Consider the following 25,886-nt stretch of genomic DNA (forward strand, 5'->3'; position numbering starts at 1 on the left):
CGGCACAACCGGCCAGCACCATCGCACCCGCCAGCGGCAACACAGCATGGGTCGACGCTTTCATTGATTCACCAACTTCTTCATGTACCGAAGTGCGTTCAAGACTGCCGTTCCACGTGAACCCGGTCTAGAAATCCCCACCTGGGTAGATGCCTTCCGGCAATGTGAAGCACGCAGATCCTGATGCGACACGGATTTCGTTGGGGGCCAAGTCTTCGGCGATAATATAGTTCTCCCCCTGAGTAGGCGGGTCGATTTGAATTCGATACTTATCGTCTACATCCTTATCGACGGACACATTTAAGCCACTCGCACGGTAGTGGGCTTCGATGTCTTTTACGATGGGTTCGATTTTGGTTCCGTCGGCGACCGTGACGGTCGTCGAGCCATTCCAATTGTGCTGTGTCTTGTTGCAGGACAGCAGCACGCCCTTCTTCTTCTGGTTGATAGAGACAATCGTGTCGGTTGCGATCAGGGCTGCGATCTCCAGTTCCATTGCCTGGGTGTGGGCTTTCGCTTCCTGCCAGGTCAGTTCAGCTTTCATCGGCTCCTCCTGTGTTTGAGTCGCAGTTGGCACAGTTGACTCTGTCGAACCCCCGTTGGGTGGCTCGGCGCAAGCGGCGAGCCCGATCGAACCTGCCACCAGCAACAACGCCATGGCACCGCGACGCGCCCTCATCGAGTCACGATTCCAAGCTTGTTTTCAAGCGCTTTCATGTTGTTTTCGTTGTTTGAGTCGATGAGGTTGTGGTTGTTCATGAGGATTAGAAATCCCCACCTGGGTAGGTGCCCTCGGGCAAGGTGAAGCAAGGCGAACCTGATGCGATACGGATTTCGTTTGGAGACAATCCTTCGGAGACGATGTAACTCTCCCCTGGAGCAGGCGGGTCGATTTGGATTCGATAGTTTTCGTTTACATTTCTATCGACAGATACTCTAGCTCCGTTCGCCCGGTAGTGGGCTTCGATGGCTTTCACAATGGGTTCGATTTTGGTCCCTTCGGCAACCGTGACCGTCGTTGAAGCATTCCAGTTGTGCTGGGTCTTGTTGCAGGACAGAAGCACGCCCTTCTTCTTCTGATCAATGGAGACAACAGCATCTTTTGGGATCAGTGCGACGATCTCCAGTTGTACGGCTTGTGTGTGGGCTTTCGCTTGCTGCCATGTCATCTCAGCATTCACCGTTGCCTCCTGTGTCTTTGTTGCGGTAGGCCCTGTTGGTTCGATTGGAGTCCCTCCGGGGTTTCCGGCGCAACCGGCAAGCCCTATCAGCCCCACCAGCAACAACGTCATGGCGCCGGTCCGTGCCCTCATCGAGTCACGATTCCAAGCATGTTTTCAAGCGCTTTCAAGTTGTCCTCACTGTTTGAGGCGATGAGGTTGTGGTTTTCCATGAGGATGTTCCCTTCTTCGACGGTGTTGATCGCTCTAAGTTGGTCGTCGTCGGGGCCGCGGTAGTAATGCTGTTCGAACTCATCGCGATGGATGGGGTTGTTTCCCTCCCACACAGCCCCTCTTTTCGTGATGGGATTGACAACTCCCTGACCATGGACGAGCAGATCATAGTAGTACAGGTTCGAGTATTCCGTGGTTGCCTGTGGTTTCCAGTCCGGGAGCATGCCGGCCCCGGCGAGGGAGACCACCTTGTCGTATCGCGCTCCGGCGACTTCGGAGCTGGTGACGTTCGCCAGGCCCCAGCTGTGTCCGATGCCGGTTTGTTCGGCACCGTTCAGGTAGGGGTCAATACGCATTCCGGTCTCGAAACCTGCCAGTTGCTGCCCGGACGTGCGTGCGAGTTTCTCATCGTTCGCCTCACCGATTCTCGCGAGGTTGGGGCCGCCGGCGGTGTTCTCTTCCCCGGGGAACCGCCCATCCTTGTACACGAAAGCCACCGTCCCCGGCACGTTGTTATTGAGGTAAGTCGAGACCTGCTGTACGCCGCCTTCGTAGAAGATGTTCAGTCCGGTGAAGGTTCCTGGAACGTAGGTGATCACGTGCCGTGTGTCGGGGCCCGGGGTGCCGATCATTTGCACAATCCGGGACTGGTCCCGGTCATAGAGGTAAAGCTGAACTTGCCCGGCTTCCACCTGCTTCAGGTAGGCGACCTCATTTTCCAGCATTTTTGTTCGGTTCGGGTCGTGGTGGGCTTGCCCGATCCCCGACAATTTCCGGGCTGTTTCCAGGTCGTTCTCCGCCGCACGGAGCAGGCTTGGCGCGTTCAACTGGTTAGCCCGGACCCGGGCCAGTGCGGGCATCCCGTCCAAAGCGCCGAACATGGCCGGAGCCGCAGCCAGCAGCAGCTCCTGTACCGGCGTGAACCCGGACTCGTTCACTGCAGTGTGGGCTCCCGTTTTCAGGCCCGCCCACCAAGCCCCGATTTTCGATGGGTCCATGCCTCGCAGGGTCTGCTGCCATCCGGGTATTGTGGCCAATGCCTTCACGTCAGCCTCGGAGGCAGTGGACAAGTAGCCCAGCAGCGCCGAGCCCGATAAGGTCATCGGCGCCGTTGCAAGCACAAGAACGCCGTTCGATACCGTTATCTGCCCGAGGTCACCGCTCCCACCGGCAGCACGGAACGTCGACGCGATGTCGGAAAGCCGGGTCGCGTCCTGATGGTTGTCTTCCAGGAACCGTCGCAGCCCGCCACGGACAGCGTCGAGATCAGAGTGCACCCAGGAGCACTTGTCCTCGAACTCGGACACAGCTGCACTGACTCTGTTGGCCGCGCCTCGGTCTGAGTCGTCCTGGATCCTGAAGGTTGACACTGCGGAGTCCAAGGTGTCCGGATCAGCGGAACTCGCCCCACCAGTGCTTCCACTCGCCCAGACACGAAACCTCTGCCGCGCAGTCTCCACGCTCACCACCGGACGGTCAGTCGCCTCCATCGACGGGCGCGGCCCCACATCCACTGCAAAACCGCCGCCAGCACGCGCCCAACCGGAGGCAAGCGCCCACTCCGTCACCTGATCCAAGCGACGCTGCTCAACCTCCGCGGCGCTCTTCGCTTCCTGTATCCGACGGGCAACGTCTTCCAACATATGGACCAGCTCCGAACGGGCCGCCCGTTCAGCGGCAACGTTCTCCCGGAAACAGTCAGCGAACACGCCCCGGAATTCCGTAAGAGCAGCAGTCGAGATCGATTCCCGCCCGCCGCGTTGATCCTGCAACGTACGCGCTGCGTCTCGACATGCACCGATCAAACGATCGGCAACCCCCGTGTCGAAATTCATTTTACTCCATCAAATAGATAAACTGCCGACGGCTCCACTATACCTAATGCGCTCGACGGATTCTGAATCACTTTCGGAAAGCGCTGAGCGCTGGACGAGCGGCTCCGTGGAATTCTCCGGGCCCCCGCGGAGTTGTCCCGAACATGCACAACAAACGGATCGGCTTCCTGTCCTTCGGTCACTGGGCCCGTGTCCCGGGTTCCCTCGTGCCAACGGCTGGGGAGGCCCTGAAACAGGGCATCGAACTCGCTGTGGCCGCTGAGGAACTGGGCATCGACGGAACGTTCTTCCGGGTGCATCACTTCGCCCGGCAGCAAGCATCGCCCTTTCCACTGCTGAGCGCTATTGCGGCACGGACCAGCCGGATCGAAATGGGCACCGGCGTGATCGACATGAGATACGAAAACAGCCTCTACATGGCCGAGGAAGCAGCAGCCACAGACCTCATCAGTGATGGGCGGTTGCAGCTCGGAGTGAGCCGTGGTTCACCCGAACCCGCACGGAACGGAGCAGCGAACTTCGGCTACGTCCCCGAGGACGGTGAGGACGGCGGCGACATGGCCCGCCGCCACACTGCATTGTTCCGCAAAGCCATCGCCGGGCACGGAATTGCCGAAGCGGACCCACACTACGCCGGCGGGGCCACAGGTCTGCTGCCCATCCAACCCCAGTCACCCGGCCTCCCGCAGAGAATCTGGTGGGGCGCCGGAACCCGGAAGACTGCAGTCTGGGCAGCAGAGCAAGGCATGAACCTCATGAGCTCAACCCTCCTCACTGAGGACACGGGAGTGCCTTTCGATGAACTGCAAGCCGAGCAGATCCAGATGTTCCGCGACGCCTGGGCCGCCGCAGGGCACGACTTTGAACCGAGGATCTCCGTCAGCCGCAGCGTGATCCCCATCGTGGACGACGTCGACAACCACTACTTCGGTCTGCGCGCCCAAGCGGACAGCCAAGACCAAGTGGGAATTCTCGACGGCGCGTTGTCCCGTTTCGGGAAGAGCTACATCGGCGAGCCGGATCAACTGGCGGACGAACTGGCGAACGACGCAGCCGTGCAAGCAGCCGACACGGTCCTGCTCACAGTGCCCAACCAGCTTGGCGTCGACTACAACGCCAAGCTGCTGGGCAACGTCGCCAAGCACGTCGCCCCTGCTTTCGGTTGGAGCGCCAAAGCCTAGGACGCCACAGCCACCAGCTCGAGAACAGAAGACGTAGCAGGCTCCACGAAAACCCGGTACCCCCGTTCGTGATCGAACCCATGGATTTCCCGGGTATCCAAAGCAGCCATGAACTCGAGAGTCTGCCGGGTGATCACCTGCCCCGGGACCAGGATGGGGAACCCGGGCGGATACGGCGTAACGAACCCTGCCGAGACCACTTCCTGTCCTCCGGCCACCGCCGCAGCCACCTCAGGCATGGACAGGTACACCGTGGAATCGGGCTTGTAACTCTCAAAGTAGGCGGCCCGGATGTCCCCGTCCTCGCAGGAATCATCCGTACGGAAGCGCGTGGCGAAGGTGCTGAAGTCCGGGAGCGGGGGAGTCGGGCGGGGAGCGTCGGACGAGGCAGGTAGCGTCCGAGCCCGCGCCGAAGGATGCGGGTTATCAAAGCCTTCAGCGAGTTTCACCAGGACCTCGATCAGGTACGCCACGGAGCTTCGGGACGTGCCGATGTTGGTCATGAACAGCACAGTGTTCCGTGAGGTCTTGTTCACTTGGATGCCGTGATCGTCCATGAGGTAGCTGTGGCGGAAAGTGTCGCCGTCGATCCCTGTCTTGCTGATGTCCAGCGTGAGGCGGCTGGGATCGATGACGAACTCGTCCCGCTGCCAGGCATCCTCCAGCTCGGCTAGCCCATCCCGCAGCGGCATGCTGGAGCCGGTTTCCCTATAGCGCGAACCGATGAGGTCCCGCGAGGAAAGCACCCGGAAGTACTTCTTCAGCAGGGGATGCCGGGCCACGGCTTGGGCCACGGACACGGCAAGGTCCGATTGCCGTTGCACCAGGCCGAAACCTTCCAGTTCCACCTGTCGTCTGCCAATGTCCAGGGACGCCAGAATTTGGTAGTTGGGTGACGTGGACGTGTGGGTCATGTACGCCTCGCGGAAGGACTCCCGGTTGGAGCCGGCGAAGTCCTGGTCAAACACGTGGATCATGGAACCCTGCCGCAACGAGGTCAACGTTTTGTGGGTTGACTGCGTTGCGTAGACCCGCAGGCGTGCCTTGGCAGGATCCGGAATCAGCCTGGTGGTGAGCCAGGCTTCGTCATCAACGGGTTCGCTGGTGACCGGGTCATGAAGGGCGGCGGCCTGTTTCGCATACCGTGCGGCGTAGGCAGGATCGCTGAAGGAAGCTTCCAGGGCGGCTGCTGCCGCCATGCCGGTTCGACGGCGGTACACCGGATGGGAGCGGGCGAAGGCAAACCACGCCTCATCCCACAGGAAAACCAGATCCGGTTTGATGGCCAGGCATTCCTCCATGACCCTTTCGACGTCGTACACAACGCCGTCGAAGGTGCAGTTGGTGAGGGTCACCATTTTCACCTCGTGAAGCCGGCCTGCCCGCCGGTACTCCAGAAGCCTGCCCTTCAGGCTGGCCAGAGGGACGGCCCCATAAAAGGCGTACTTATCCAGGGGATAGGCATCCAAGTAGGACACGCGGGCACCGGCAAGCACAAAGGCGTAGTGGTGCGATTTGTGGCAGTTGCGGTCCACCAGCACAACATCGCCCGGGGCAAGCAGTGACTGGTGCACGATCTTGTTGGCCGTGGATGTGCCGTTGGTGACAAAGTAGGTTCGTTGCGCCCCGAAGGCCCGGGCGGCGAGTTCCTGTGCGCGTTTGATGGAGCCGTGGGGATCCAGCAAAGAGTCCAGACCGCCGGAGGTGGCGGAGGTTTCGGCCAACAGCAGGTTTGTCCCGTAGAAATCGGCCATGTCCCGGATCCACGGTGACGTCCCTACAGACGCACCCCGGGAAATCGGCAGGGCGTGGAAGACGCTGGCCGGGCGGCGGCTGTAGTCCTGCAGCGCCGTGAAGAACGGTGTTTCGTAGCGTTCGGCCACGCCGGACAGCAGTGACAGATGCAGGTCCAGATGATCCTGTCGCCGGAAAATCCGCCGGAACTTCCTGGTGAGGGATCCCGCCAAAGACTCGATGGAAACCCCTGCCACCAGGTAGACGTCCAGTTCCGGCCGCAGCCCGGAAATTGCATCGGCCAGCGCAAGGATCCGTCTGATGGGTCGCGAGTCCTGCAAGTCTGCGGATGTATGCCGGGCCAGGAACCTCCGGAGGTCGCTGCCCAACAGATGGGAGCTGCGGAGGGAAAAGCCCGGACGAAGAACAACGGACTGGATATCGGGGTTCAGCATGATGGCCACCAAGGCATCCTCATAGCTGGGAACCACGTTGACCGTGTACGTGAACGCATCCGAAGGGCGGCGCTGCGCAGCCATGGTGTTCTTGAGCGCCTCGGCTTCTTCGGGCTCCATGGTGTCCACCACCAGGACCTCAAAGCGTGGCCGCTCCGCCGGCTCGGGCTGGTCAACAGCTTCCTCGTCCGGGAGCTCAGCGCGCGGCACCGCAGCTGTTTCCCCGGCAGAGGCGAGCGGGAGGTGGGACAAACCGCCCAGAAGCTGGAGCGCGGCCTGGGGTTCGCCGTCGTCGATTAACTGGCGCAACTGGGCCACGGCGTTGACTCCAGGCTCTGCCCAATACGGTTCCACCGCTGCCAGGAGGGCAAAGGTCCTGTCGATCTGGGACAGCAAACCGGACTCCTGGTGTCGGGCCGAGGCGAGCTGCCTGAGGGCGTATCCCAAAAACTCCCAAGCGTCGGCACGGGACCGCCAGGCCCTGCTGGGGGTGCCGATTTTCGGGGACGGGGAAGGGGTGCTCATGTGTTTCACTTTCAAACTGAAAAGGGGTCTAGGACGTCAGGGCTGTACGGATGCGGCCGCGATACGCATACCAGCCGGCTATCAGCAGCGGCGCCAACACCAGCAACGAGGCCAGCACCCAGCGGCCCGTTTCCGAGAACCCCATGGTGACCAGGACAAAGGCCAGGAAACCGAGCGTGATGTAAGAGGTAAAGGGTGCACCGAACAGCCGGAAGGTCGGGCGTACCACCTTGCCGCTGCGAACCCAGTGCTGGAGTTTGATGTGACAGAGCATGATGGTGGCCCAGCCGCCGATGATGCCCACCGCCGAGACTTCCAGCACGATCTCAAAGACCTGCGAAGGGACAACGGCGTTCAATCCAACGCCCACCAGGGTGATGACCGCTGTCAGGAGGATGCCACCGTAGGGCACTCCGGACGCGCTGATCCGTCCGGTGAATTGCGGAGCCGAGCCGTTCACAGCCATGGAGCGGAGGATGCGGCCAGTGGAATAGAGACCGGCGTTGAGGCTGGAGAGCGCGGCGGTGAGGACCACGAAGTTCATCACGGATGCCGAGATGGCGCCGGCCTGCGGATCACCGAGATGCGAGAAGAACGTGACGAACGGGGATTCGCCGGCCTTATAGGACGTGAAGGGAAGCAGGAGCGAGAGCAGCAGGACGGAGCCTACGTAGAAGACTCCGATACGGATGACCACGGTGTTCACGGCCTTGGGCATCACCTTGTGGGGTTCGGCCGTTTCGCCGGCCGCAGTGCCCACTAGTTCCACGGCAGCGTAGGCAAACACCACGCCGCTGATGGCCAGGAGCGGCGCCACGGAGCCCATGGGGAACATGCCACCGTTCTCAGCGATGACGTTGAAGCCCGGAACGCCAACGTCCGTCCGGCCGCCGAAAACAATGAAGCAGATTCCCACCACGAGGAACGTCACCAGGGCACCCACCTTGATCATGGCAAACCAGAACTCCATCTCGCCAAAGATCTTCACGGACACCAGGTTCAGGGAGAGCACCACTACCAAAGCGATCAATGCGATCAGCCATTGCGGGATGTCGTTGATGGGTGCCCAATATTGGCCCCAGAACTTCACATACAGGGCTACGGCGGTGACGTCCACAATGGAGGTCATGGCCCAGTTCAGGAAGTATAGCCAGCCGGCGGTGTAGGCCATTTTCTCGCCGTAGAACTCGCGGGCATAGGAAACGAACGAGCCGGAGGTGGCGCGGTACAGCACCAACTCGCCCAGTGCCCGCAGGATCAGGAACGCGAAGAATCCGCAGACGGCATAGACCAGCACCAGCGCAGGTCCGGAGCCGTTGAGGCGGCCTCCAGCGCCCATGAAGAGCCCGGTACCGATTGCGCCTCCGATGGCGATCATCTGGATCTGCCGGGGCTTGAGGGTCTTGCGGTAGCCGGTTTCCTCTTGGGCGAAAGCATTCGACGGCGGACTGGCAGCCAGGTCTGTTGGGGAAGGAAGGGTTTGTGTGGACGCAGGGGTGGGTATCACTTCGGGGGTCTCCTTTGACTCCGTTGCCACCACAGGTGGCTCAATACTCCACAACGTGGGGCTGGCTGCCTCGCAGTTGCGCCTGAAAATGGCCGCGCTGCAGTCAGTCTTTGTGGTGTGTGGGACAGTCACCAACTCTAGGTCGCTGCCGTCGACAACAAATTGGCTGGCGAACCAAATTCGGGGCCCGACTCTTGTGCCGGCGGGACAACACTGGTGTTCTGGAGGGCCGGTAATGTTTCTCGCTGTGCGTGCCTGCGCACATGTACCGGCGGCGCCCTCAATGGCGAGGAAGCGTACTGCTGAAGAAACTGATGTGGAGAGGAAGCGATAGCTTCGTTGAAAGCCCTGGAAATTGACGACGACGGAGTCGTCACCTTATTGAGCGACGTCCTGGAAGACCTGGGTGTCGGCAACGCCCGGTTGCTGCTGGCCCCGGCAGAGGACAACAGAACCGTTCGCGAAACTGTCATTGTTGATGCTGAAGACGACGACGAGATCCGCCCAGGCGCCCTGGTCATGTTGATCGGCGTTCGCGGGCGTGCGGCGCTCCCTGCGCTCCGCCGCATCATGGCGGGCCGTCCCACAGCAGTTGCTGTCAAGGGCAGTGAACGCGAGTTGGAAGCCGTGGCCGAGTTGCTCCAACCGACCGGCATTGGACTGGTGGCTGTTGCCCCGGGGCTCCGCTGGGATAAGTTCGAGAGCATCGCGCTGGACCGGGTCCGGGAGAACGATGTGCCAGGGGAGACCCCCACGTCAGTTCACCGCGATCTGTTCGCGATCGCCCAAACTACGGCCACACTGACCAACGGTCACGTGGTGATCGAAGATCCGGGTAACAGGGTTCTTGCGTACTCCCCGGCGTCCAATGACGTTGACGAGCTCCGCCGGCTGTCCATCCTGGCGAGGCGTGGTCCTGAAAAGTACCAAAAACTCCTGAAGGAATCAGGGGTCTACAAGCACCTGCAGGCCACTGAAGCGCCTGTCCATGTGGAAGCCAACCTTGATGCGGGTCTTCGTGAACGTGTGGCGATCGGCATTCACGCGGGCAGCCGGGTCATGGGTTACATCTGGTTGCAGGAAGGTGCTGAACCTTTGGCGGCCAACACGGACCGCATCATGGTGGGTGCGGCCCGGCATGCGGCCATCGAATTGGTACGCCACCGCAATGAGCAGTCCCAGTCGATGCGCGAGGACCGGGTGTCCAGCCTGCTCAGTGGCACCGCCCAAGTCCATTCGCAGGCCCAATCGGCAGGCATCGATCCGTCGAAGCCAGCGGCTTTGGTCCTGATCTCGGCGGGCGGGCTCAGCCAGAGCGCGGCGGGGCTTCAGCTCCGCAGGGGAGAGCTCTCCAAAGTGGCATCAATCCATGCGGCAGCCTACCGACCGGGCGCCGTAGTGGGGGCGTTGGGGATGGAAACGGCCATCATCCTGCCCGACGTGGACCCGCTGAAATCCCTCCCCGCCATCAACCGGCTGGTCAACACCATCGTTCGTGATGCCACCACCCACCTTCATTTCCAGGTGCAGGCAGCAGTTGGTCCCATCGTTCCGCGCCTTGACGCCCTGCACGCCACCCTTGATCACGTGCGCAGCGTCCTCAAAGTCATGGAAGCAACGCCGGACGTGCGCGTGGCTTCGTACAGCGACGTGGAAACAACAGTCCTGACCAGGGAATTGTTGGAGTTGCTGGAATCGCGGACCACTCTGCGTCATGCAGGAATCACCCGGCTGTGCGGCCGCTACCCGGAATTCGCATTGACCCTCCTGACTTACCTGGAGTTCTTTGGCGATGTGAACCGGTGCGCCGAGGAATTGGCCGTCCACCGCAACACTGTTCATTACCGGCTCCGCCGCGCCTGCGAAGTGGCTGGGCTGGATCTGCAATCAGCGGATGAACGCCTGCTGGCACACCTCCAGATCAGGCTCTGGACCTACGCAGGGACCAAGGGCTAGGAACCATGGATATCCAGAATCTCCTCGACGACATCGTCGGGGCCGTGCAGCCGCATGTCGGCCAAGGCAACGTAGCTGACTACATCCCCCAACTGGGAGCCGTGGATGCCCAACAATTCGGCATATCCGTCGCCACCCGTGAGGGCGAGGTGTATTCGGCCGGAGACGCCCACGTGGACTTTTCCATCCAAAGCATCTCCAAGGTCTTTGCGCTCGCCTTGGTGCTGGCCTTCGATGGGGACAGTATTTGGAAACGGGTGTTCCGGGAGCCCTCCGGCAACCCGTTCAATTCGTTGGTCCAGTTGGAAAGCGAAGATGGCATTCCCCGGAATCCGTTCATCAACGCCGGCGCAATAGTTGTGACAGACCGGCTCTTAAGCCTGACAGGAAACGCCGCCCACGCCGTGCGGGACTTGATGCGCCAGGAGACCACCAAGGACAGCATCGATACCGATCACCACGTTGCCGGTTCGGAATTGGCCAACAGCCACCGCAATGCTTCTTTGGCCCACTTCCTGGCAAGCTGCGGCAACCTGGAAAACCCGGTGGACGATGTCCTGGACTCCTATGCGAAGCAATGCGCATTGGCCATGACGTGCGAAGACCTTGCACTCGCAACCCGCTTCCTTGCCTCCAACGGCCTGGGCGCAGACGGGACGCTGTTGCTCTCACCGGCGCAGACCAAGAGGATCAACGCCGTCATGCTCACGTGTGGAACGTATGACGCCGCGGGCGAATTCGCATATCGGGTGGGTCTTCCGGGCAAGAGCGGCGTGGGCGGCGGCATCGTGGCGGTGGTTCCGAACAAGTGCTCCATCAGCGTGTGGAGCCCTGGTCTGGGAAGGTCCGGGAATTCAGTGGCGGGTGTCGCAGCGCTGGACGAATTCACCACCCGTACTGGCTGGTCGGTGTTTTAGGCGCATGATGGAGGGATGACCCCCAAGGCAGGGAAGGCACCCAAAGCGGCGTTGGCACCGGGAACCGAGCCCACCGCCGTCGAGTTCCTCGCGCGGCTCCATGCCCGGCAGTCCGACGTCGAACAGGCCAAATATCAGCGGTACTTCAAGACCCGCCAAGGGGACTACGCCGAGGGTGACTTCTTCATGGGCGTCCGCATGGGCGAAGTCTTCACGCTGAGCAAGGAATTCGCGGCCATGCCCCCGGAGGAGATCGAGAAGCTCCTGGACCAGGACATCCATGAGGCACGCGCAGGTGCCGTGAAGATAATGTCGCTCCAAGCCCAGAAGAAGAAGACCACGGAAGAGCGCCGCCACACGCTTTACGAGCTGTACCTGCGGAGGCACGACCGCATCAACAACTGGGATCTGGTGGACCTCGGAGCCGGCAGGGTAGTGGGTGGCTGGCTCATGGATAAGCCGCGGGATCCGCTGTACCAACTGGCCCGTTCGGAAAACATGTGGGAGCGTCGGACCGCCATCGTCGCCACCTCGGCGTTCATCCGGGAAGGCCAGCTGGATGACACTTTCGCCATCGCCGAAATACTGCTGCATGACAAAGAAGACCTCATCAACAAAGCAGTGGGCGGCTGGGTCCGCGATGCCGGGCGTAGCAGCCGCGAACGCTTGTTGGCCTTCCTCGATGACCACGCAGCCACCATGCCCCGGACGGCGTTACGTTACGCGATCGAGCATCTGGGCAAGGAGCAGCGGGCCTACTACCTGACGCTTAAAGACAGGGTTTCCCCGAACTAGGCGGGGAAGTATGTGACGTTGGATTACCCAGCGTTACCGGGTGTTTCCGAGCCTTTGAAGCATGTTACGGGGCGGCCCTACAGTTTTTTCATGGCAATACAGGACATTTACCCCACCGCGCTGCGGCTGCTTGGCCGCCCGGTGCTGGTGGTGGGCGGCGGCCCCGTTGCGGAACGCCGTGCCAAGGGACTGCTCGACGCCGGTGCGAAAGTTACCGTCGTCGCGCCCGTTGCCACCGAAAACCTCCACCGACTCGCCGCTTCCGGGCTGCTCACCTTGGAACAGCGCGGGTACCGCACTTCAGACCTCGACGGCGTCTGGTTCGTTCAGACCGCCACTGGCACTGCCGCTGTGGACACCCAAGTAGCGGCCGACGCCGAGGCGCAGCGCATCTGGTGCGTCAACGCCTCGGACCACGAAGCATCAGCCGCATGGACACCCGCCGTCGCCGTGGTGGACGACGTCAAGATCGCCATCAACGCCGGGGGCGACCCCCGCCGTGCCATGGCCCTCCGTAATGCTGTGGCCACCGCACTTGAAACCGGCGACCTTCCGCTGCGACGCCACCGTAAGCCGGACGCCGCTGGCAAGACGCCCGCCGGCTCCGTTGCACTGGTCGGTGGCGGTCCTGGCGACTCGGGACTCATCACCGTCCGCGGTCGCCGCCTGCTGGGCCAGGCCGACGTCGTAGTTGCCGACCGTCTTGGCCCGCGCGAGCTGCTGAAGGAACTTGCCCCGGACGTCCGCGTCATCGAGGTCGGCAAGACGCCCGGCCACCACCCGGTTCCTCAGCTCGAAATCAACCGCATCCTCGTGGACGAAGCCCTCAAGGGCAACCGCGTGGTCCGCCTCAAAGGCGGCGACCCCTATGTCCTGGGTCGCGGTGGCGAGGAAGCGGAATTCTGCCGGCAGAACGGCGTCGAGGTTGAAGTGGTGTCCGGGGTGACGTCGGCCATCTCGGTTCCGGCGGCAGCCGGCATCCCTGTGACTCACCGTGGCCTGGCCAAGGGCTTCAGCGTGGTGACCGGCCATGAAGAGCTGTCCGAAGTCCCCGCCCGCCCCGATCACACTGTGGTGTTGCTCATGGGAGTAGCGAAATTGCGGGATTCCGCGGCTGCGCTGGCAGGCTCGGGTCTGCCTTTGGACACACCAGTAGGTATCGTAGAGAACGGGTATTTGCCGGAACAGCGCGTCACCATTGGCACTTTGGGGAGCATCGCGGACCAGGCAGAAGCCGTCGGTGTGGCCAATCCAGCCGTCATCGTGATCGGCGATGTGGTCCGTGTGAGCCCCTTCGCGCCGCAGCATTTCAAGACCGCCGACTACAGCACCATTACCCCCAATCGTCCCCGCGTCCGCAGTAACTGAGAAGAAGAAGGAACACAGCCGTGTCAATTAGCACCCCCGTAGGTTCTGCGGACCGTCCGCTTCGCGTCGCCGTTATCGGCTCCGGCCCGGCCGGCGTTTACGCAGCTGACATCCTGACCAAGAGCGAGGCCGTCAAGAGCGGCGAACTGAACGTCAGCATCGACCTCTTCGACCGCTACCCGGCACCGTACGGCCTGATCCGCTACGGCGTCGCACCGGACCACCCCCGCATCAAGGGCATCGTCAACGCCCTGCACAAGGTCCTGGACCGCGGCGACATCCGCTTCTTCGGCAACGTGGACTACGGCACGGACATCTCCATTGAAGATCTCCGCAAACACTACGACGCCGTCATCTTCGCCACCGGTGCCATCAAGGACGCGGACCTGAACATCCCGGGCATTGAACTTGAAGGTTCCTTCGGCGGCGCAGACTTCGTTTCGTGGTACGACGGCCACCCGGACGTTCCCCGCGAATGGCCGCTGGATGCCAAGGAAATCGCTGTCCTTGGCAACGGCAACGTGGCCCTCGACGTCGCACGCGTCCTGTCCAAGCACGCCGATGACCTCCTGGTCACCGAAATCCCGGACAACGTTTACGCCGGCCTGAAGAACTCCCCGGTCACCGATGTCCACGTCTTTGGCCGCCGTGGCCCTGCACAGGTGAAGTTCACCCCGCTGGAACTCCGCGAACTCTCGCACTCCAAGGACGTGGATATCATCCTCTACGCCGAGGACTTCGAATTCGACGAAGAGTCAGACCGCCAGGTTCAGACCAACAACCAGACCAAGACCATGGTGGGCACGCTGACCAACTGGATCGCCGAGCAGCCCGAGGACCTCTCCGAGCTCACCGCTTCCCGCCGCCTGCACCTGCACTTCCTGCACAGCCCGGTGGAAATCGTGGACTCCCCGGAAACCCCCGGCAAGGTTGCCGGCATCAAGTTTGAGCGCACTGAGCTGGACGGCACGGGCAACGCCCGCGGCACGGGCGAATTCATCGATTACCCGGTCCAGGCCGTTTACCGCTCCATCGGTTACTTCGGTTCGGCCCTGCCGGACGTCGAGTTCGACCACAAGAAGGGCGTCGTCACGAACGACGGCGGTCGCGTCCTGGACGCCGACGGCCAGCACATTCCGGGTCTCTACGCGACGGGCTGGATCAAGCGCGGGCCGGTCGGCCTCATCGGCCACACCAAGGGCGATGCCCTCGAAACCGTGACGTACCTCTTGGAAGACCGCGAGAACCTGCCGGTTGCCGAGGTTCCCGCAGCAGATGCCGTGGTGGATCTCCTCGACTCCCGCGGCGTGGAGTTCACCAGCTGGGAAGGCTGGCTGGCACTGGACGCCCACGAGCTCGCGCTCGGTGCAGCAGCAACCGAGGCTGGCACCTCCCACGGTGTTGAGGTCAAGCGTGAGCGCATCAAGGTTGTGCCGCGCGAAGACATGGTTAACATCTCCCGCGATGGCGTAGCCGCGCAGGTCTAGTTCTTATTTCTCAAGGCAGCGGGGTCACTCTTTCGAGTGGCCCCGCTGCTGCTTATGGGCTCACCGCCAGCGGTACCCTGAACCATGGACGTCGTCGTCATCGAAACTCCCCAGTTGGGGGACCGCAGCTACCTGGTGCACGACGGCACTGTGGCGCTGGTGATCGATCCCCAACGGGACATTGACCGGGTTGAAGCCGCAGCTGTGGAAGCCGGCGTGCAGATTACGCACGTGGCCGAAACGCACCTCCACAACGACTACGTCACCGGCGGACTGATCCTCGCGGAGAAGCACGGTGCCGCGTATCTGGTGAACGCCGACGATCACGTCTCTTTCACCCGCGTCCCGGTCACTGACGGCCAGGTCCTGCGCATCGGCCGGCTCTCGGTTTCGGTCGTTGCGACGCCGGGTCACACCCACACGCACCTTTCGTACGTGGTCCGGGATGACACGCACGACGGCGGCCGGGAGGCCGTGTTTTCCGGCGGCAGCTTGCTCTACGGCTCAGTGGGGCGGACGGACTTGGTCTCGCCAGACGACACCGCGAAGCTGGCCCACGATCAGTACTCGTCGGTCCGCCGATTGGTGGACTCTGCGGATCCTGATGCGGCGCTCTACCCGACCCATGGCTTCGGATCGTTCTGTTCCATCGGCCCCGCAAGCCACCAGGAATCATCAACGATCGGCGAGCAGGCCAAGTCCAACCACGCTCTGACGGATCCCAACGAAGACCATTTCGTCTCGGAATTGCTGGAGAACATCACGGCCTACCCTGCGTACTACGCCCACATGAGTCCGCTCAATGCCGCCGGTGTCGGCCCGGCAATCCTTGAAGTTCCTGACTCGGTTGATCCTGTGGATCTGAGCCGTCGCTTGCGGGCAGGGGAGTGGGTGGTGGACCTGCGTCATCGAGTGGCCTTCGCGGACAGCCATCTTCACGGCAGCGTGAGCTTCGAGTATGGGACGGGCGACAACTTCACCAGCTACCTCGGCTGGGTGATTCCCTGGAACCAGCCGCTCACGTTGCTGGGCCCGGTGGAAGATGTTGAAAAAGCGATCCGGGACCTGGCGAGGATCGGCATCGATAGTCCGGATGCCGCCGTCGGGCCTGACTCAACGGGTCTGGACATCGGTGCCGTGGCACCGGCGTCTCCCCAGGCGAGCTACCCGCACGGGGACTGGACTGAGTTACTGAAAAGCCGGGAGCCGGAAGACGTGGTGCTGGATGTTCGCCGCCCGGAAGAATTCAAGGTTTCGCATGTGGCGGGCGCGCTGAACATCCCCGTCTACGAGCTCCTGGGGAGGATCACGGAGTTACCGGATGCCCGGATCTGGGTGCACTGTGCCACGGGATACCGGGCGAGTGTCGCCGCAAGTCTCCTGGATCGTGCCGGGCGCGAGGTGGTCCTGATCAATGCCAGGTTCAGGGACGCCGCCGGAGCCGGAATCGAGACAGTGCCGTAAACAGCAAAAGCTACCGCGGCGCCTGATCCGAGCAGTAGTCCAGGTTCCGGTAGACGCTGCTGACGGCCGCGTCGGGATCGTGGGCTTCGAGGGCATCCACCAATTCGTCGTGCCCTTCGCGGGGGATGCCGTTGAAGCCGCCCTTGCGCTGCTGCCTGAGGAGGTCGTTGTGGAACACGCCACCGAACGAAACGTACAACTGGTGCAGCAGGGGATTCCCTGACGCCAAGGCAACGCGCTCGTGGAATTCCCAGTCGGCGCTGGCCCACGTGGGATAGTCCTCGGCCTGCCATGCATCGTGGCGGAGCGCCAGGAGACGTCGCATTTCGGCCAGGTCTTCGGCGGTGGCGTGCTTGGTGGCCAGGCGGGCAGCCTGGGTGTCCAGGCCGAGCCGGACTTCAACGATATGTTCCTGGGTGTGCTCCAAGTACATCCGCTGGGCCGCGCCGGACATCTCACTGTTGGCCCGGACATAGGTGCCGTCGCCGCGTCGGACCTCCAGCATGCCGGAGTGGGCCAGCGCCTTGATGGCCTCCCGCAGGGTTCCCCGCGAAACACCCAAGGTGGACATCAGCTCGGGCTCCGCGGGGATCCGCTCCTGGAGCGGCCATTCGCCGGACTTGATCATGTCCCGCAGCTTGGAAGTAATCTCCTCGGCCAGAGCCGGGCGATGCGATGGAGTCAGGGTCATGCAGTCCTCGGTCCGGTCTTGGTGGCAGTGCGCTTGCTGGTGAGCAGGTGGCAGGTGACCATGAGCGCTACCGCCACGATGGAGAGCAGGCTCAAGGGCAGCACCCAGCCGCCGGTGGCGCTGTGGAGGAGTCCCATGCCAAAGGGACCAATTGCCGCAATCAAGTATCCCAGCGATTGGGCGATGGTGGAGAGTGCGGTGGTTTCCGCCGTCGACCGTCCGCTGCGGCTGATGATCACCAGAACCAGTGGGAAGATGCCCAAACCGAAGCCGAACAGGACTGCGGGAACTACCGCCAACGACGTCGGTAGCCAGATCATTGCAGCAATTGCCACCAAGGTGGAGCTGCTGGCGAGATAGAGGGCGGGACGGAGCATGCCAGGCCGGGAGCCGAAGGCGAGAAGGATCATGCCGGCAGCAACCGAGACCAACTGCATCACGCCGAACTGGAGGCCGCTTTCAGAGGCGCTCAGTCCTTGGGAGGTGAGGATATAGGCGAACCAGCTCATCACGGCATAAGCCAGGAAGGCCTGGAACGTAAAGATGGCGGTGATCAGAATGCCCAAGCGCGTGCGCAACAGGGGCCACATGGACACCCTCGGCCGATCAGTCTTGGTGGCGTTCCGGTGGGTGTGCAGGACTATCGGCAGGAAGCCGAGGAGGGCTGCGACACCCAGCAGGCCCCAGGCAGCCAGACCCATGGAGGGTGAACCGAGTTCCTGCGCCAAGGGAACGCTGACGACAGCGGCGAAGGTGGCGCCGCCGGACATGGTGAACGTGTAAAGGCCGGTCATCATTGAAGTGCGCTCGGAGTAGTGTTCGCGGATGAACGACGGCATAGCCACGTTGCATACCGCCAGTCCGGACATGGCCAAGACGGTGCCACCGAGGAGGGCGCCCGTCACCGGAACGCCACGCACCAGCAAGCCGCCGGCCAGCAGCGCCAAAGCGATGGCAATGGCTTTCTCGACCCCCACGCGCCGGGTCAGCCACGACGTTCCCATGCCTGCGACAGCAAAGCACAGCAGCGGGATGGAGGGCAGGATGGACGCAACCAGAGCGCCGTAGCCCAGGACCTGCTGCAGTTCGTGGAACAGCGCAGCGGCACTGGTGATGCCGGCACGCAGGTTCAGGCCGATGAGCACCACGGCAATAATGCCGACGACGGCGACGACGCGCGTCTTGGGGACTGCCGGGCTTGCCGAAAGCGCGGGCGCCACCTGGGCAGTGCTAACAGTAGGGATGTTTCCAGTGCTGGGGGTAAGGGGAGTCGTCGCGGCCATATCTAAAGGTTAGACGTTTGACGTCTAATGTCTAGAGTTTTGTGGCGAAGCTCTCCGCTTGTGATCGCGGGCGGCATTCAGCGCGGGTTGCGCGAGCCCAAACGCTGCACCGCCAACGCCAGCCACAGCTGCACCCGGTCCGGCGTCTGGGAGGGGTCATAGCCCGTTAGCTCGGTGATCTGTGCCAGTCGGTACCGCACCGTATTCCGGTGCAACGTCAGGGCTTCCGCTACTGCAGCCACTGACCCGTTGTGGTTCAGATAGCTTTCCAGCGTGGCCACCAGTTCGGCCCCGTGGGCGGCGTCGAACTTCCGCAGCGGCGTGAGTGACTCGCTGGCCATGTCCGCCAGTGGAACATCCTCGCTGGCCAGCAACAGGGACGTCAGGCTCAGGCGTTCGGGCTCGTTGACCGGCAAGCCGTGCGCCACGGCGTCGCGCGCTTCAAAGTAGCTCCAGCGCAAACCGTTCGGCTTTGTGTAGGCGCCGCCGATGCCGATCACGGCATGGATGCCGGCCTCCTGAAGGTGGTCGCTGAGGCTCTTGGCCAAGGCAGTAGCTGAACTGCCGTCGTCGCTGATGACCGTGACCAGGTCCTTCCCGACGACGGCGCTGACGCCGGCTTCCAGCGCTTGGGGCAGCGAAATGCTGACCAGTTGCTTATGGTGTGCCGCGGACTCTGCAACAAGCACCACGTTCTTCCTGGTGCTGTTGATTCCAACGCCGGCCAAACGCCGGGCAGCTTCGATGGTTTCCAGGGTGCCGTGGATGACGTCGTCCAACACCTGGCCCGCCATGGCCCGCTGGGACTGGCGCTGCTTGACCATGTTGTTGAGCTCCACGCTGATCAGGTTCTGCGCGTAGCTGACAATTCCCGAGTCCACGAACGGCTGCCGGAGCCAGAGCGTGCAGGCGTCCCTGCGGCCGGTGGGAATCGGATACGACGCCCAGCCATCCGCCGTCGGGGCCGGTTTCCCGGCCACGCTGTTGTACAGCTGCGCGCTGAACTGGGTGAGCACAACGTCGGTGCGGAGCATGCTGCCCAGTTGCTTGAGGAGTTCGTTGAGGCCACCGCCGGTGAGGAGTGAACGGGCAAGGATCTGATGTCCGGCGAGGAGCCGCTCCAGGTTGGAGTAGTGGTCAGCGGAGTGCGACTCTGCCACGAGTTTTCCGATGGCAATGAAGGGGATCTCGTAGGGCACTTGCACCAGCGGAAGACCCCAGCGGTTGGCTTCGGCAATCAGTGCTTCCGGAACGACTTCGTGGGTGAGGCCGATGCCAAAGCCGATACCCACGGCACCTGCGCGCTGGACCTGGCGGACAAAGCGCCGCTGGTCGGCAGCGCTCTTGAGGCGCAGCCCCGTGGTGAGGACCAGTTCCCCGCCGCTGAGGAAGCGCTGTGGGTCCTCCAATTCCGTCACGGCCACCCAGCTGATGTCCTGGTTCCACGTCGTCTCGGCGAGGCCGGATTGGCGGAGTTTCAGTGAGGGGACAGCGACGAGGGAAGCGAGGGACATTGCCATGCTTTAAAGCGTAACCCGGCACTGGTCAAGCGCACTAAGCGGGGGCTTCTTGTGTGTGCAGCTGGCTATTCCTTGGACCCCCTCCCTGGCATAGGCTCTGATCAGCTAAACCCATGCCCAGACTCCGAAAGAGGGTTGCACACCGTGGTTCAAACCTTGCAGAACTTCATCAACGGCGAATTCGTTACGCCGGCAGGCACGGGTCTCCTGGACATCGTGAACCCCACCAACGGGGAAATCGTTGCCAAGTCGCCCATCTCGGTGCAGGCCGACGTCGATGCTGCCATGACTGCAGCGGCCGACGCCTTCAAGACGTGGAAGCACGTCACCCCCGGCCAGCGCCAGCTCATGCTGCTCAAGCTTGCCGACGCCGTGGAGGCCAACAGCGACGAACTCGTTGACGCCCAGCACCGCAACACCGGACAGGTGCGCTCCCTGATCGCGTCCGAGGAAGTTGCTGCCGGCGCCGACCAGCTCCGCTTCTTCGCCGGTGCTGCACGCATCATGGAAGGCAAGTCCGCAGGCGAATACTTCGAGGGCCACACCTCCTACGTGCGCCGCGAACCGATCGGTGTCGTAGCCCAGGTTGCGCCGTGGAACTACCCGTTCCTCATGGCCATCTGGAAGATCGGCCCCGCCCTGGCGGCCGGCAACACCGTAGTCCTCAAGCCCTCCGACACCACCCCGGAATCCACCCTGGTGCTGGCACGCCTCGCCGGGGAGATCTTCCCGGCCGGCGTCCTCAACGTAGTCCTCGGCACCGGTGAAACCGGCGCCATGATGGTGGACCACAAGGTTCCCGGCCTGGTCTCCATCACCGGTTCCGTCCGCGCCGGCATCGCCGTGGCAAGCGGGGCAGCCAAGGGCCTCAAGCGTGCACACCTGGAACTTGGCGGCAAGGCTCCGGCCATCGTCTTCAAGGACGCCGACATCAAGAAGAGCGCCGCGGCCATCGCCGAGTTCGCCTTCTTCAACGCCGGCCAGGACTGCACCGCCATCACCCGCGTGTTGGTGGAGGACTCCGTGCACGACGACGTCGTGGCAGCCATGGTGGAACACACCAAGACCCTGCACACCGGTTCGCAGAACGACGAAGACAACTACTTCGGCCCGCTCAACAACGTGAACCACTTCAACGCCGTCACCTCGGTAGTGGAGCACCTCCCGGCCAACTGCAAGATCGAAACCGGTGGCCACCGAGCAGGCGAGAAGGGCTTCTTCTTCGAGCCCACCATCATCTCCGGTGCCAAGCAGACCGACGACATCGTGCAGAAGGAAACCTTCGGTCCGGTCATCACCGTGCAGAAATTCAGCACTGAAGCCGAAGCACTCGAGCTGGCCAACGACGTCGAATACGCACTGGCCTCGAGCGTGTGGACCACGGACCACGGCACGGCCATGCGCATGAGCCGTGACCTTGACTTCGGTGCGGTCTGGATCAACACCCACATCCTCCTGACGGCAGAGATGCCGCACGGCGGCTTCAAGCAGTCCGGCTACGGCAAGGACCTCTCCATGTACGGCGTAGAGGACTACACGCGCATCAAGCACGTGATGAGTGCACTCGACGCGTAGCGCGTTCGCCCCACCCGTACGAATTTCCCAGAAAGGCAACCACCCCATGACCACCACCGCGAACGAACTCTCGTACCGCATCGAGCAGAAGCGCAACATCAACGGCGCCTTCCCCGGCCCCAAGTCGCAGGCACTGGCCGAGCGTCGCGCCGCCGTCGTTGCTGCCGGCGTCGCCTCGGGCGTCCCCGTCTACGTTGAAGACGCCGACGGCGGCATCATCCGCGACGTCGACGGCAACTCCTTCATTGACCTCGGCTCCGGCATCGCCGTGACCAGCGTCGGCGCGTCCGACCCCGCCGTCGTCGCTGCCGTCCAGGAAGCTGCCGCGCACTTCACGCACACCTGCTTCATGGTGACCCCGTACGAGGGCTACGTTGCAGTTGCCGAGCAGCTCAACCGCCTCACTCCGGGCGACCACGCCAAGCGCACCGTGCTGTTCAACTCCGGCGCAGAAGCCGTGGAGAACGCCGTCAAGGTTGCCCGCCTGGCCACCGGCCGTGACGCCGTCGTAGCTTTCGACCACGCCTACCACGGCCGCACCAACCTGACCATGGCACTGACCGCCAAGGCCATGCCGTACAAGACCAACTTCGGCCCGTTCGCGCCCGAGGTCTACCGCATGCCCATGAGCTACCCGTTCCGTGAAGAGAACCCGGAAATCACGGGTGCCGAGGCCGCCAAGCGCGCCATCACCATGATCGAGAAGCAGATCGGTGGCGACCAGGTTGCTGCGATCATCATCGAGCCCATCCAGGGTGAGGGCGGCTTCATCGTTCCGGCCGAAGGCTTCTTGCCGGCACTGTCCGCTTGGGCCAAGGAAAAGGGCATTGTCTTCATCGCTGACGAGGTCCAGTCCGGCTTCTGCCGCACGGGCGAATGGTTCGCCGTTGACCACGAAGGTGTTGTCCCGGACATCATCACCATGGCCAAGGGCATCGCCGGCGGCCTCCCGCTGTCCGCGATCACCGGCCGCGCAGACCTGCTCGACGCCGTCCACCCGGGCGGCCTCGGCGGCACCTACGGTGGCAACCCGGTTGCCTGCGCAGCAGCACTGGCAGCCATCGACACCATGGAACAGCACGACCTCAACGGCCGCGCACGCCACATCGAAGAGCTCGCCCTGGGCAAGCTCCGCGAACTGGCTGGGGAAGTTTCCGTAGTTGGCGACATCCGTGGCCGTGGCGCCATGCTGGCCATCGAACTGGTCCAGCCCGGTTCCAAGGAACCGAACGCTGAGCTCACCAAGGCCGTTGCTGCCGCTTGCCTCAAGGAAGGTGTCATCATCCTGACCTGTGGCACCTACGGCAACGTGATCCGCCTGCTCCCGCCGCTGGTCATCAGCGACGAACTGCTGATCGACGGCCTCGAAGTCCTCGCCGCAGCCATCAAGGCGCACGCGTAAGTCTTCACGCTGTAGACAAAAGGAGGGCCGGGGTTGTACCCGGCCCTCCTTTTGTGTTTAACAGAGATGTCTGCGCCCGGTTCGCAGGAAAGTGCCGGGTTCGCTGGAAGTATCCCTGCGTTCTCGCACCGCTCCCGCGTTCTCGGCGGGTGGACCGCGGAACGCACGACGGCGGTACGCGGCTAGGTGCCCAGCGTCAGGTTCTTCTGGTGGCCGTGTCCGTCGAGCTGGACTTCGATGACCGACGGATTGTGGCCCACCAGTGATACCCCGGCATCGGAATCCACCAGCTTGCTCCACACAGGGTCATCGAGGGTGACCCGCACAGAGGATTGCGTCCGTGACGGGTCCGCCACGGACAACGTGAGTTTGTCCCCGGACTGCATCGCGGCCACCGTGCACGGTCCTGACGCCGTGTATCCGCCGGCGGAGCCTGCCGCGAAGAAGTTGGCCATGACCAGCTTGTCCTTGGCCACCTCCATCATTTGGACCTCGGCAGAGTTGGCCAGGACCTTCACGTCGGGGTTGGCGGACTGGGAGAACGTGGTGGAGTGGCCCGCAGCCGGCAGGACCATGTAGGCGTAGCCGGATGCCACCGGGTCTTTGCCATGGCGATGAGTGATGGTCACATAGTCCCGGGTGACGGGATCCGTAGTGCCACCGGTGTCTGCTCCTGAATTGACGTCGAACCAGCTTCCCGTCCTGCTGACCACGGCAACGTCAGCAGCGCCGGAGAGTCCCGGGGCTTCGAGGAACACGTAGCCGCCGTGGCCTTCAATGTGGACGGATCGCTTCAAAACCACGGGTGCATCGCCGGCGGCCATCCTACGGTTCCGGGAATCGGTCCGCACAGCAGGCACTGAACCTGCGGCGAAGGACCTGTTCTCCACAGTGGTCATGACTGCCGTGCCTCCCGTGCCGGTGATGCCCGCGCCGAGGCAGACCACGGCGTCGTCCAGGAAGAACCAGGATTTCCGGCCGGACAGGGTCTTGTTGTGGTTGAGATGGTCCATGCCGATCACACCCCACCTGCCGTCCACCGTGAGGCCGCCGGCGAAGGCCTGGAACGCGCGGGGGATTCCGGTGCCGGCAGCTCCTGCACCGCTGGCACGTACCTGGTCATTCACGGTAGTGCCAGGCAGTGCATAAGGATCCACGGTGGGCCAGAAGTCAGCGCTGAACTGGGACGGATCGGTTCGCGTGTACAGGAAGGTCATGCCATCACCCTGGTACCAGCCGAGGTTGTTCTCGCTGTTGCCCCACTCGTAGCGGCCGATTCGCTTGGATGAGAGGTTCACTGTGCAGCCCCAGTCCGGGCGGTGGTGGACCAGCCTGTCCTGGTCGGCGAACATACGGCTGTAAACGGGTGCGGGTGCGGCAACCACGGAGGCATCGGACAAGACACCGAGCGAGAGCAAGGACTTTGCCAGGCTCTGCGTTGGGTGCCCCACGAGTTTCTGGTCCGCGCAGCGTTCCAACCAGCCCTTGGCCAGAGCCAGGAATCGTGAACGGTAGGGCTCGTCGCAGCCAGGCGCCAGCAAAAGGACCGCGGAGATGAGTCCGAAGCCGCTGACGTAGTCGGGTTCGCGCTGACGGGAGACCGCACGCCCACGGATGGTGTCCATGATGCGTCCGTCCCAGACGAACGGGGCGTAGGTGTCTTCCACGGCGTCGAGAAGCACAGTGCGCTTGGGGTCATTGACTGCCCAGGTGCTGCCTCCGAGCATCGCGATGATCTCGGCGATCCCGGCCAGGGCCACCACGCCGTAGGTTCCAGCGTACGGCAGGTAAGAGTGCTGAACATAGGAGCCATCGGCGTAGAAGCCGTCTCCGCTGGTGACGTAGGTGAAGACGCTGTTGATTCCGCCGCGGACGGTGTCGCTCAAAGCGTCCCTGCCCAGGGCGATTTCGTCGGGTTTGTTGTCCAAGATGCCCCGCATGCAGCAGGCCAGCGACTTGTCCACGCGGTTGGCCCCGGTCTCCGCCAGGGATGTAGCACGGCCGCGCCAATTCGGGTTGGGCGTAAACCAGCGGACGGCTGCCAACAAGGAAGTCCGCAGGGCTTCGGGAACTTCGGCGTAAAGGAGCGTCAGGATGTCCACGGTCTTTCGGGGGACACCGATCTCCCAGAACCACCAGTTGCCCGCTGCCTTGGTTGACGGTTTGTACGCCGTGTCACTGAGCAGCTTGAGTCCAGCCACAATGTCAGCGGCCAGCTCAGGGTTCCCTGCGTAGGGATTGCCCGGGACCGCGTATCCAAGCGCCATGTCGTAGAGCCGGTTGAAGTGCAGCCCCATGTTGCCGGTGGCTGCTGCGGACTGTCCGATGCCCGTCAGCGGAATGTCGTTCCACAGCGAGGTCCGTGCAGTGGTTTTGTCCATGGACGTCCACCATTTTTCGGCGGTTTTGCCCATTCCCTCCAGTTGCGCGGCAAGTTCCGGAATGTCCGCGGCGCTCCGGCCGCCAGTAAGCACCAGCCGCCTGCGATTGATGAGCTCCTGCAACCCTGCATCGGAGATCGCAAAAGATGGTCCGGCATGGGAAAGTAGAGCACCCGCGAGGGCGGCTGCACCGGCGGTTCGGAAAAGGGTCCGGCGGCTCATGGAGGTTCCAGCGAAGTTCATGACTGCTCCGTTCATAATTGTTGACCGTCTCGCCCGGCCACCCCAATGGCTGGCAGTAGTGGTCGCTCCCAGCGCTGGGATCAGCAACCAATGCAAGACGCTTGGGCGGCGGGCGTTGCGGGCGGGATTGGATGGTGGATGCGGGTGGCGAAAGTTTCCGCAACCTTATGTCC

General features: G+C 62.8%; 18 protein-coding genes. 9 read left to right on the forward strand and 9 right to left on the reverse strand.

The window, feature by feature from the left end; translation table 11 throughout:
- Positions 1–127: 127 nt before the first annotated feature.
- From ACIQLI_RS03920 to ACIQLI_RS03930, 3 genes are all read right to left on the reverse strand, one after another.
- Complete coding sequence (locus tag ACIQLI_RS03920; RefSeq protein WP_400385241.1) at positions 128–544, reverse strand: hypothetical protein; 417 nt, start codon at positions 542–544, stop codon at positions 128–130.
- A gap of 220 nt (positions 545–764) precedes the next feature.
- A complete protein-coding gene (locus ACIQLI_RS03925) occupies positions 765–1,292 on the reverse strand; it encodes a hypothetical protein (RefSeq protein WP_400385243.1) in 528 nt (175 codons plus the stop codon).
- A 17-nt stretch (positions 1,293–1,309) separates the two neighbouring features.
- Entirely contained in the window at positions 1,310–3,229 is a 1,920-nt protein-coding gene (locus ACIQLI_RS03930; protein ID WP_400385246.1) for a hypothetical protein, read from the reverse strand.
- Positions 3,230–3,372: 143 nt separating this feature from the next.
- Here ACIQLI_RS03930 and ACIQLI_RS03935 point away from each other — a divergent pair, with 143 nt between their 5' ends.
- The gene (locus ACIQLI_RS03935) at positions 3,373–4,410 is read left to right on the forward strand and encodes an LLM class flavin-dependent oxidoreductase (protein ID WP_400385249.1); all 1,038 of its coding nucleotides are present in this window, start codon (positions 3,373–3,375) and stop codon (positions 4,408–4,410) included.
- Here the strand turns inward: ACIQLI_RS03935 and ACIQLI_RS03940 are convergent.
- Together ACIQLI_RS03940 and ACIQLI_RS03945 are read right to left on the reverse strand one after the other, a co-directional pair.
- Complete coding sequence (locus tag ACIQLI_RS03940; protein ID WP_400385252.1) at positions 4,407–7,124, reverse strand: aminotransferase class I/II-fold pyridoxal phosphate-dependent enzyme; 2,718 nt, start codon at positions 7,122–7,124, stop codon at positions 4,407–4,409. The two genes, ACIQLI_RS03935 and ACIQLI_RS03940, sit on opposite strands and share 4 nt — an antisense overlap.
- A gap of 28 nt (positions 7,125–7,152) precedes the next feature.
- Entirely contained in the window at positions 7,153–8,631 is a 1,479-nt protein-coding gene (locus tag ACIQLI_RS03945) for an amino acid permease (protein WP_400385255.1), read from the reverse strand.
- Positions 8,632–8,970: 339 nt separating this feature from the next.
- Between ACIQLI_RS03945 and ACIQLI_RS03950 the strand changes: the two genes are divergently transcribed.
- The 6 genes from ACIQLI_RS03950 (at position 8,971) to ACIQLI_RS03975 (ending at position 16,618) form a co-directional block, all read left to right on the forward strand.
- Positions 8,971–10,587 (forward strand): PucR family transcriptional regulator, encoded by a 1,617-nt coding sequence (locus ACIQLI_RS03950; RefSeq protein WP_400385257.1) that lies wholly within the window; start codon positions 8,971–8,973, stop codon positions 10,585–10,587.
- A gap of 5 nt (positions 10,588–10,592) precedes the next feature.
- Complete coding sequence (locus tag ACIQLI_RS03955; protein WP_347782883.1) at positions 10,593–11,504, forward strand: glutaminase; 912 nt, start codon at positions 10,593–10,595, stop codon at positions 11,502–11,504.
- A gap of 15 nt (positions 11,505–11,519) precedes the next feature.
- Positions 11,520–12,299, forward strand: a complete 780-nt coding sequence (locus ACIQLI_RS03960) for a DNA alkylation repair protein (protein WP_400385261.1) — start codon at positions 11,520–11,522, stop codon at positions 12,297–12,299.
- Between the two features lie 90 nt (positions 12,300–12,389).
- Positions 12,390–13,667 carry a uroporphyrinogen-III C-methyltransferase gene (cobA, locus tag ACIQLI_RS03965; RefSeq protein ID WP_400385264.1) on the forward strand — a complete coding sequence of 426 codons (1,278 nt, stop codon included), beginning with the start codon at positions 12,390–12,392 and terminating at the stop codon, positions 13,665–13,667.
- A gap of 20 nt (positions 13,668–13,687) precedes the next feature.
- Positions 13,688–15,154, forward strand: coding sequence for an FAD-dependent oxidoreductase (locus ACIQLI_RS03970; RefSeq protein WP_400385267.1), 1,467 nt, complete (start codon positions 13,688–13,690; stop codon positions 15,152–15,154).
- An 84-nt stretch (positions 15,155–15,238) separates the two neighbouring features.
- The gene (locus ACIQLI_RS03975) at positions 15,239–16,618 is read left to right on the forward strand and encodes a rhodanese-like domain-containing protein (protein ID WP_400385270.1); all 1,380 of its coding nucleotides are present in this window, start codon (positions 15,239–15,241) and stop codon (positions 16,616–16,618) included.
- Positions 16,619–16,628: 10 nt separating this feature from the next.
- Here ACIQLI_RS03975 and ACIQLI_RS03980 read toward each other — a convergent pair whose 3' ends face one another.
- The 3 genes from ACIQLI_RS03980 to ACIQLI_RS03990 form a co-directional block, all read right to left on the reverse strand.
- Positions 16,629–17,309 carry a FadR/GntR family transcriptional regulator gene (locus ACIQLI_RS03980; protein WP_089595901.1) on the reverse strand — a complete coding sequence of 227 codons (681 nt, stop codon included), beginning with the start codon at positions 17,307–17,309 and terminating at the stop codon, positions 16,629–16,631.
- On the reverse strand, positions 17,306–18,592 hold the full coding sequence (locus ACIQLI_RS03985; protein WP_400385275.1) for an MFS transporter: 1,287 nt from the start codon (positions 18,590–18,592) through the stop codon (positions 17,306–17,308). Before ACIQLI_RS03985 ends, ACIQLI_RS03980 begins: the two co-directional genes overlap by 4 nt.
- Positions 18,593–18,669: 77 nt before the next feature.
- Positions 18,670–20,112 carry a PucR family transcriptional regulator gene (locus ACIQLI_RS03990; RefSeq protein ID WP_400385277.1) on the reverse strand — a complete coding sequence of 481 codons (1,443 nt, stop codon included), beginning with the start codon at positions 20,110–20,112 and terminating at the stop codon, positions 18,670–18,672.
- Positions 20,113–20,256: 144 nt separating this feature from the next.
- Between ACIQLI_RS03990 and ACIQLI_RS03995 the strand changes: the two genes are divergently transcribed.
- Positions 20,257–21,687 carry an aminobutyraldehyde dehydrogenase gene (locus ACIQLI_RS03995; RefSeq protein ID WP_310206333.1) on the forward strand — a complete coding sequence of 477 codons (1,431 nt, stop codon included), beginning with the start codon at positions 20,257–20,259 and terminating at the stop codon, positions 21,685–21,687.
- 46 nt (positions 21,688–21,733) lie between these two features.
- A complete protein-coding gene (gene gabT / locus ACIQLI_RS04000) occupies positions 21,734–23,089 on the forward strand; it encodes a 4-aminobutyrate--2-oxoglutarate transaminase (protein WP_311214652.1) in 1,356 nt (451 codons plus the stop codon).
- Between the two features lie 182 nt (positions 23,090–23,271).
- Here the strand turns inward: gabT and ACIQLI_RS04005 are convergent, their stop codons facing one another.
- On the reverse strand, positions 23,272–25,713 hold the full coding sequence (locus tag ACIQLI_RS04005) for a polysaccharide lyase 8 family protein (RefSeq protein WP_400385281.1): 2,442 nt from the start codon (positions 25,711–25,713) through the stop codon (positions 23,272–23,274).
- Between the last annotated feature and the right edge of the window lie 173 nt (positions 25,714–25,886).

Source organism: Paenarthrobacter sp. NPDC091669, from assembly GCF_044756725.1.
GTDB classification, from domain to species: Bacteria; Actinomycetota; Actinomycetes; order Actinomycetales; family Micrococcaceae; genus Arthrobacter; species Arthrobacter bambusae_C.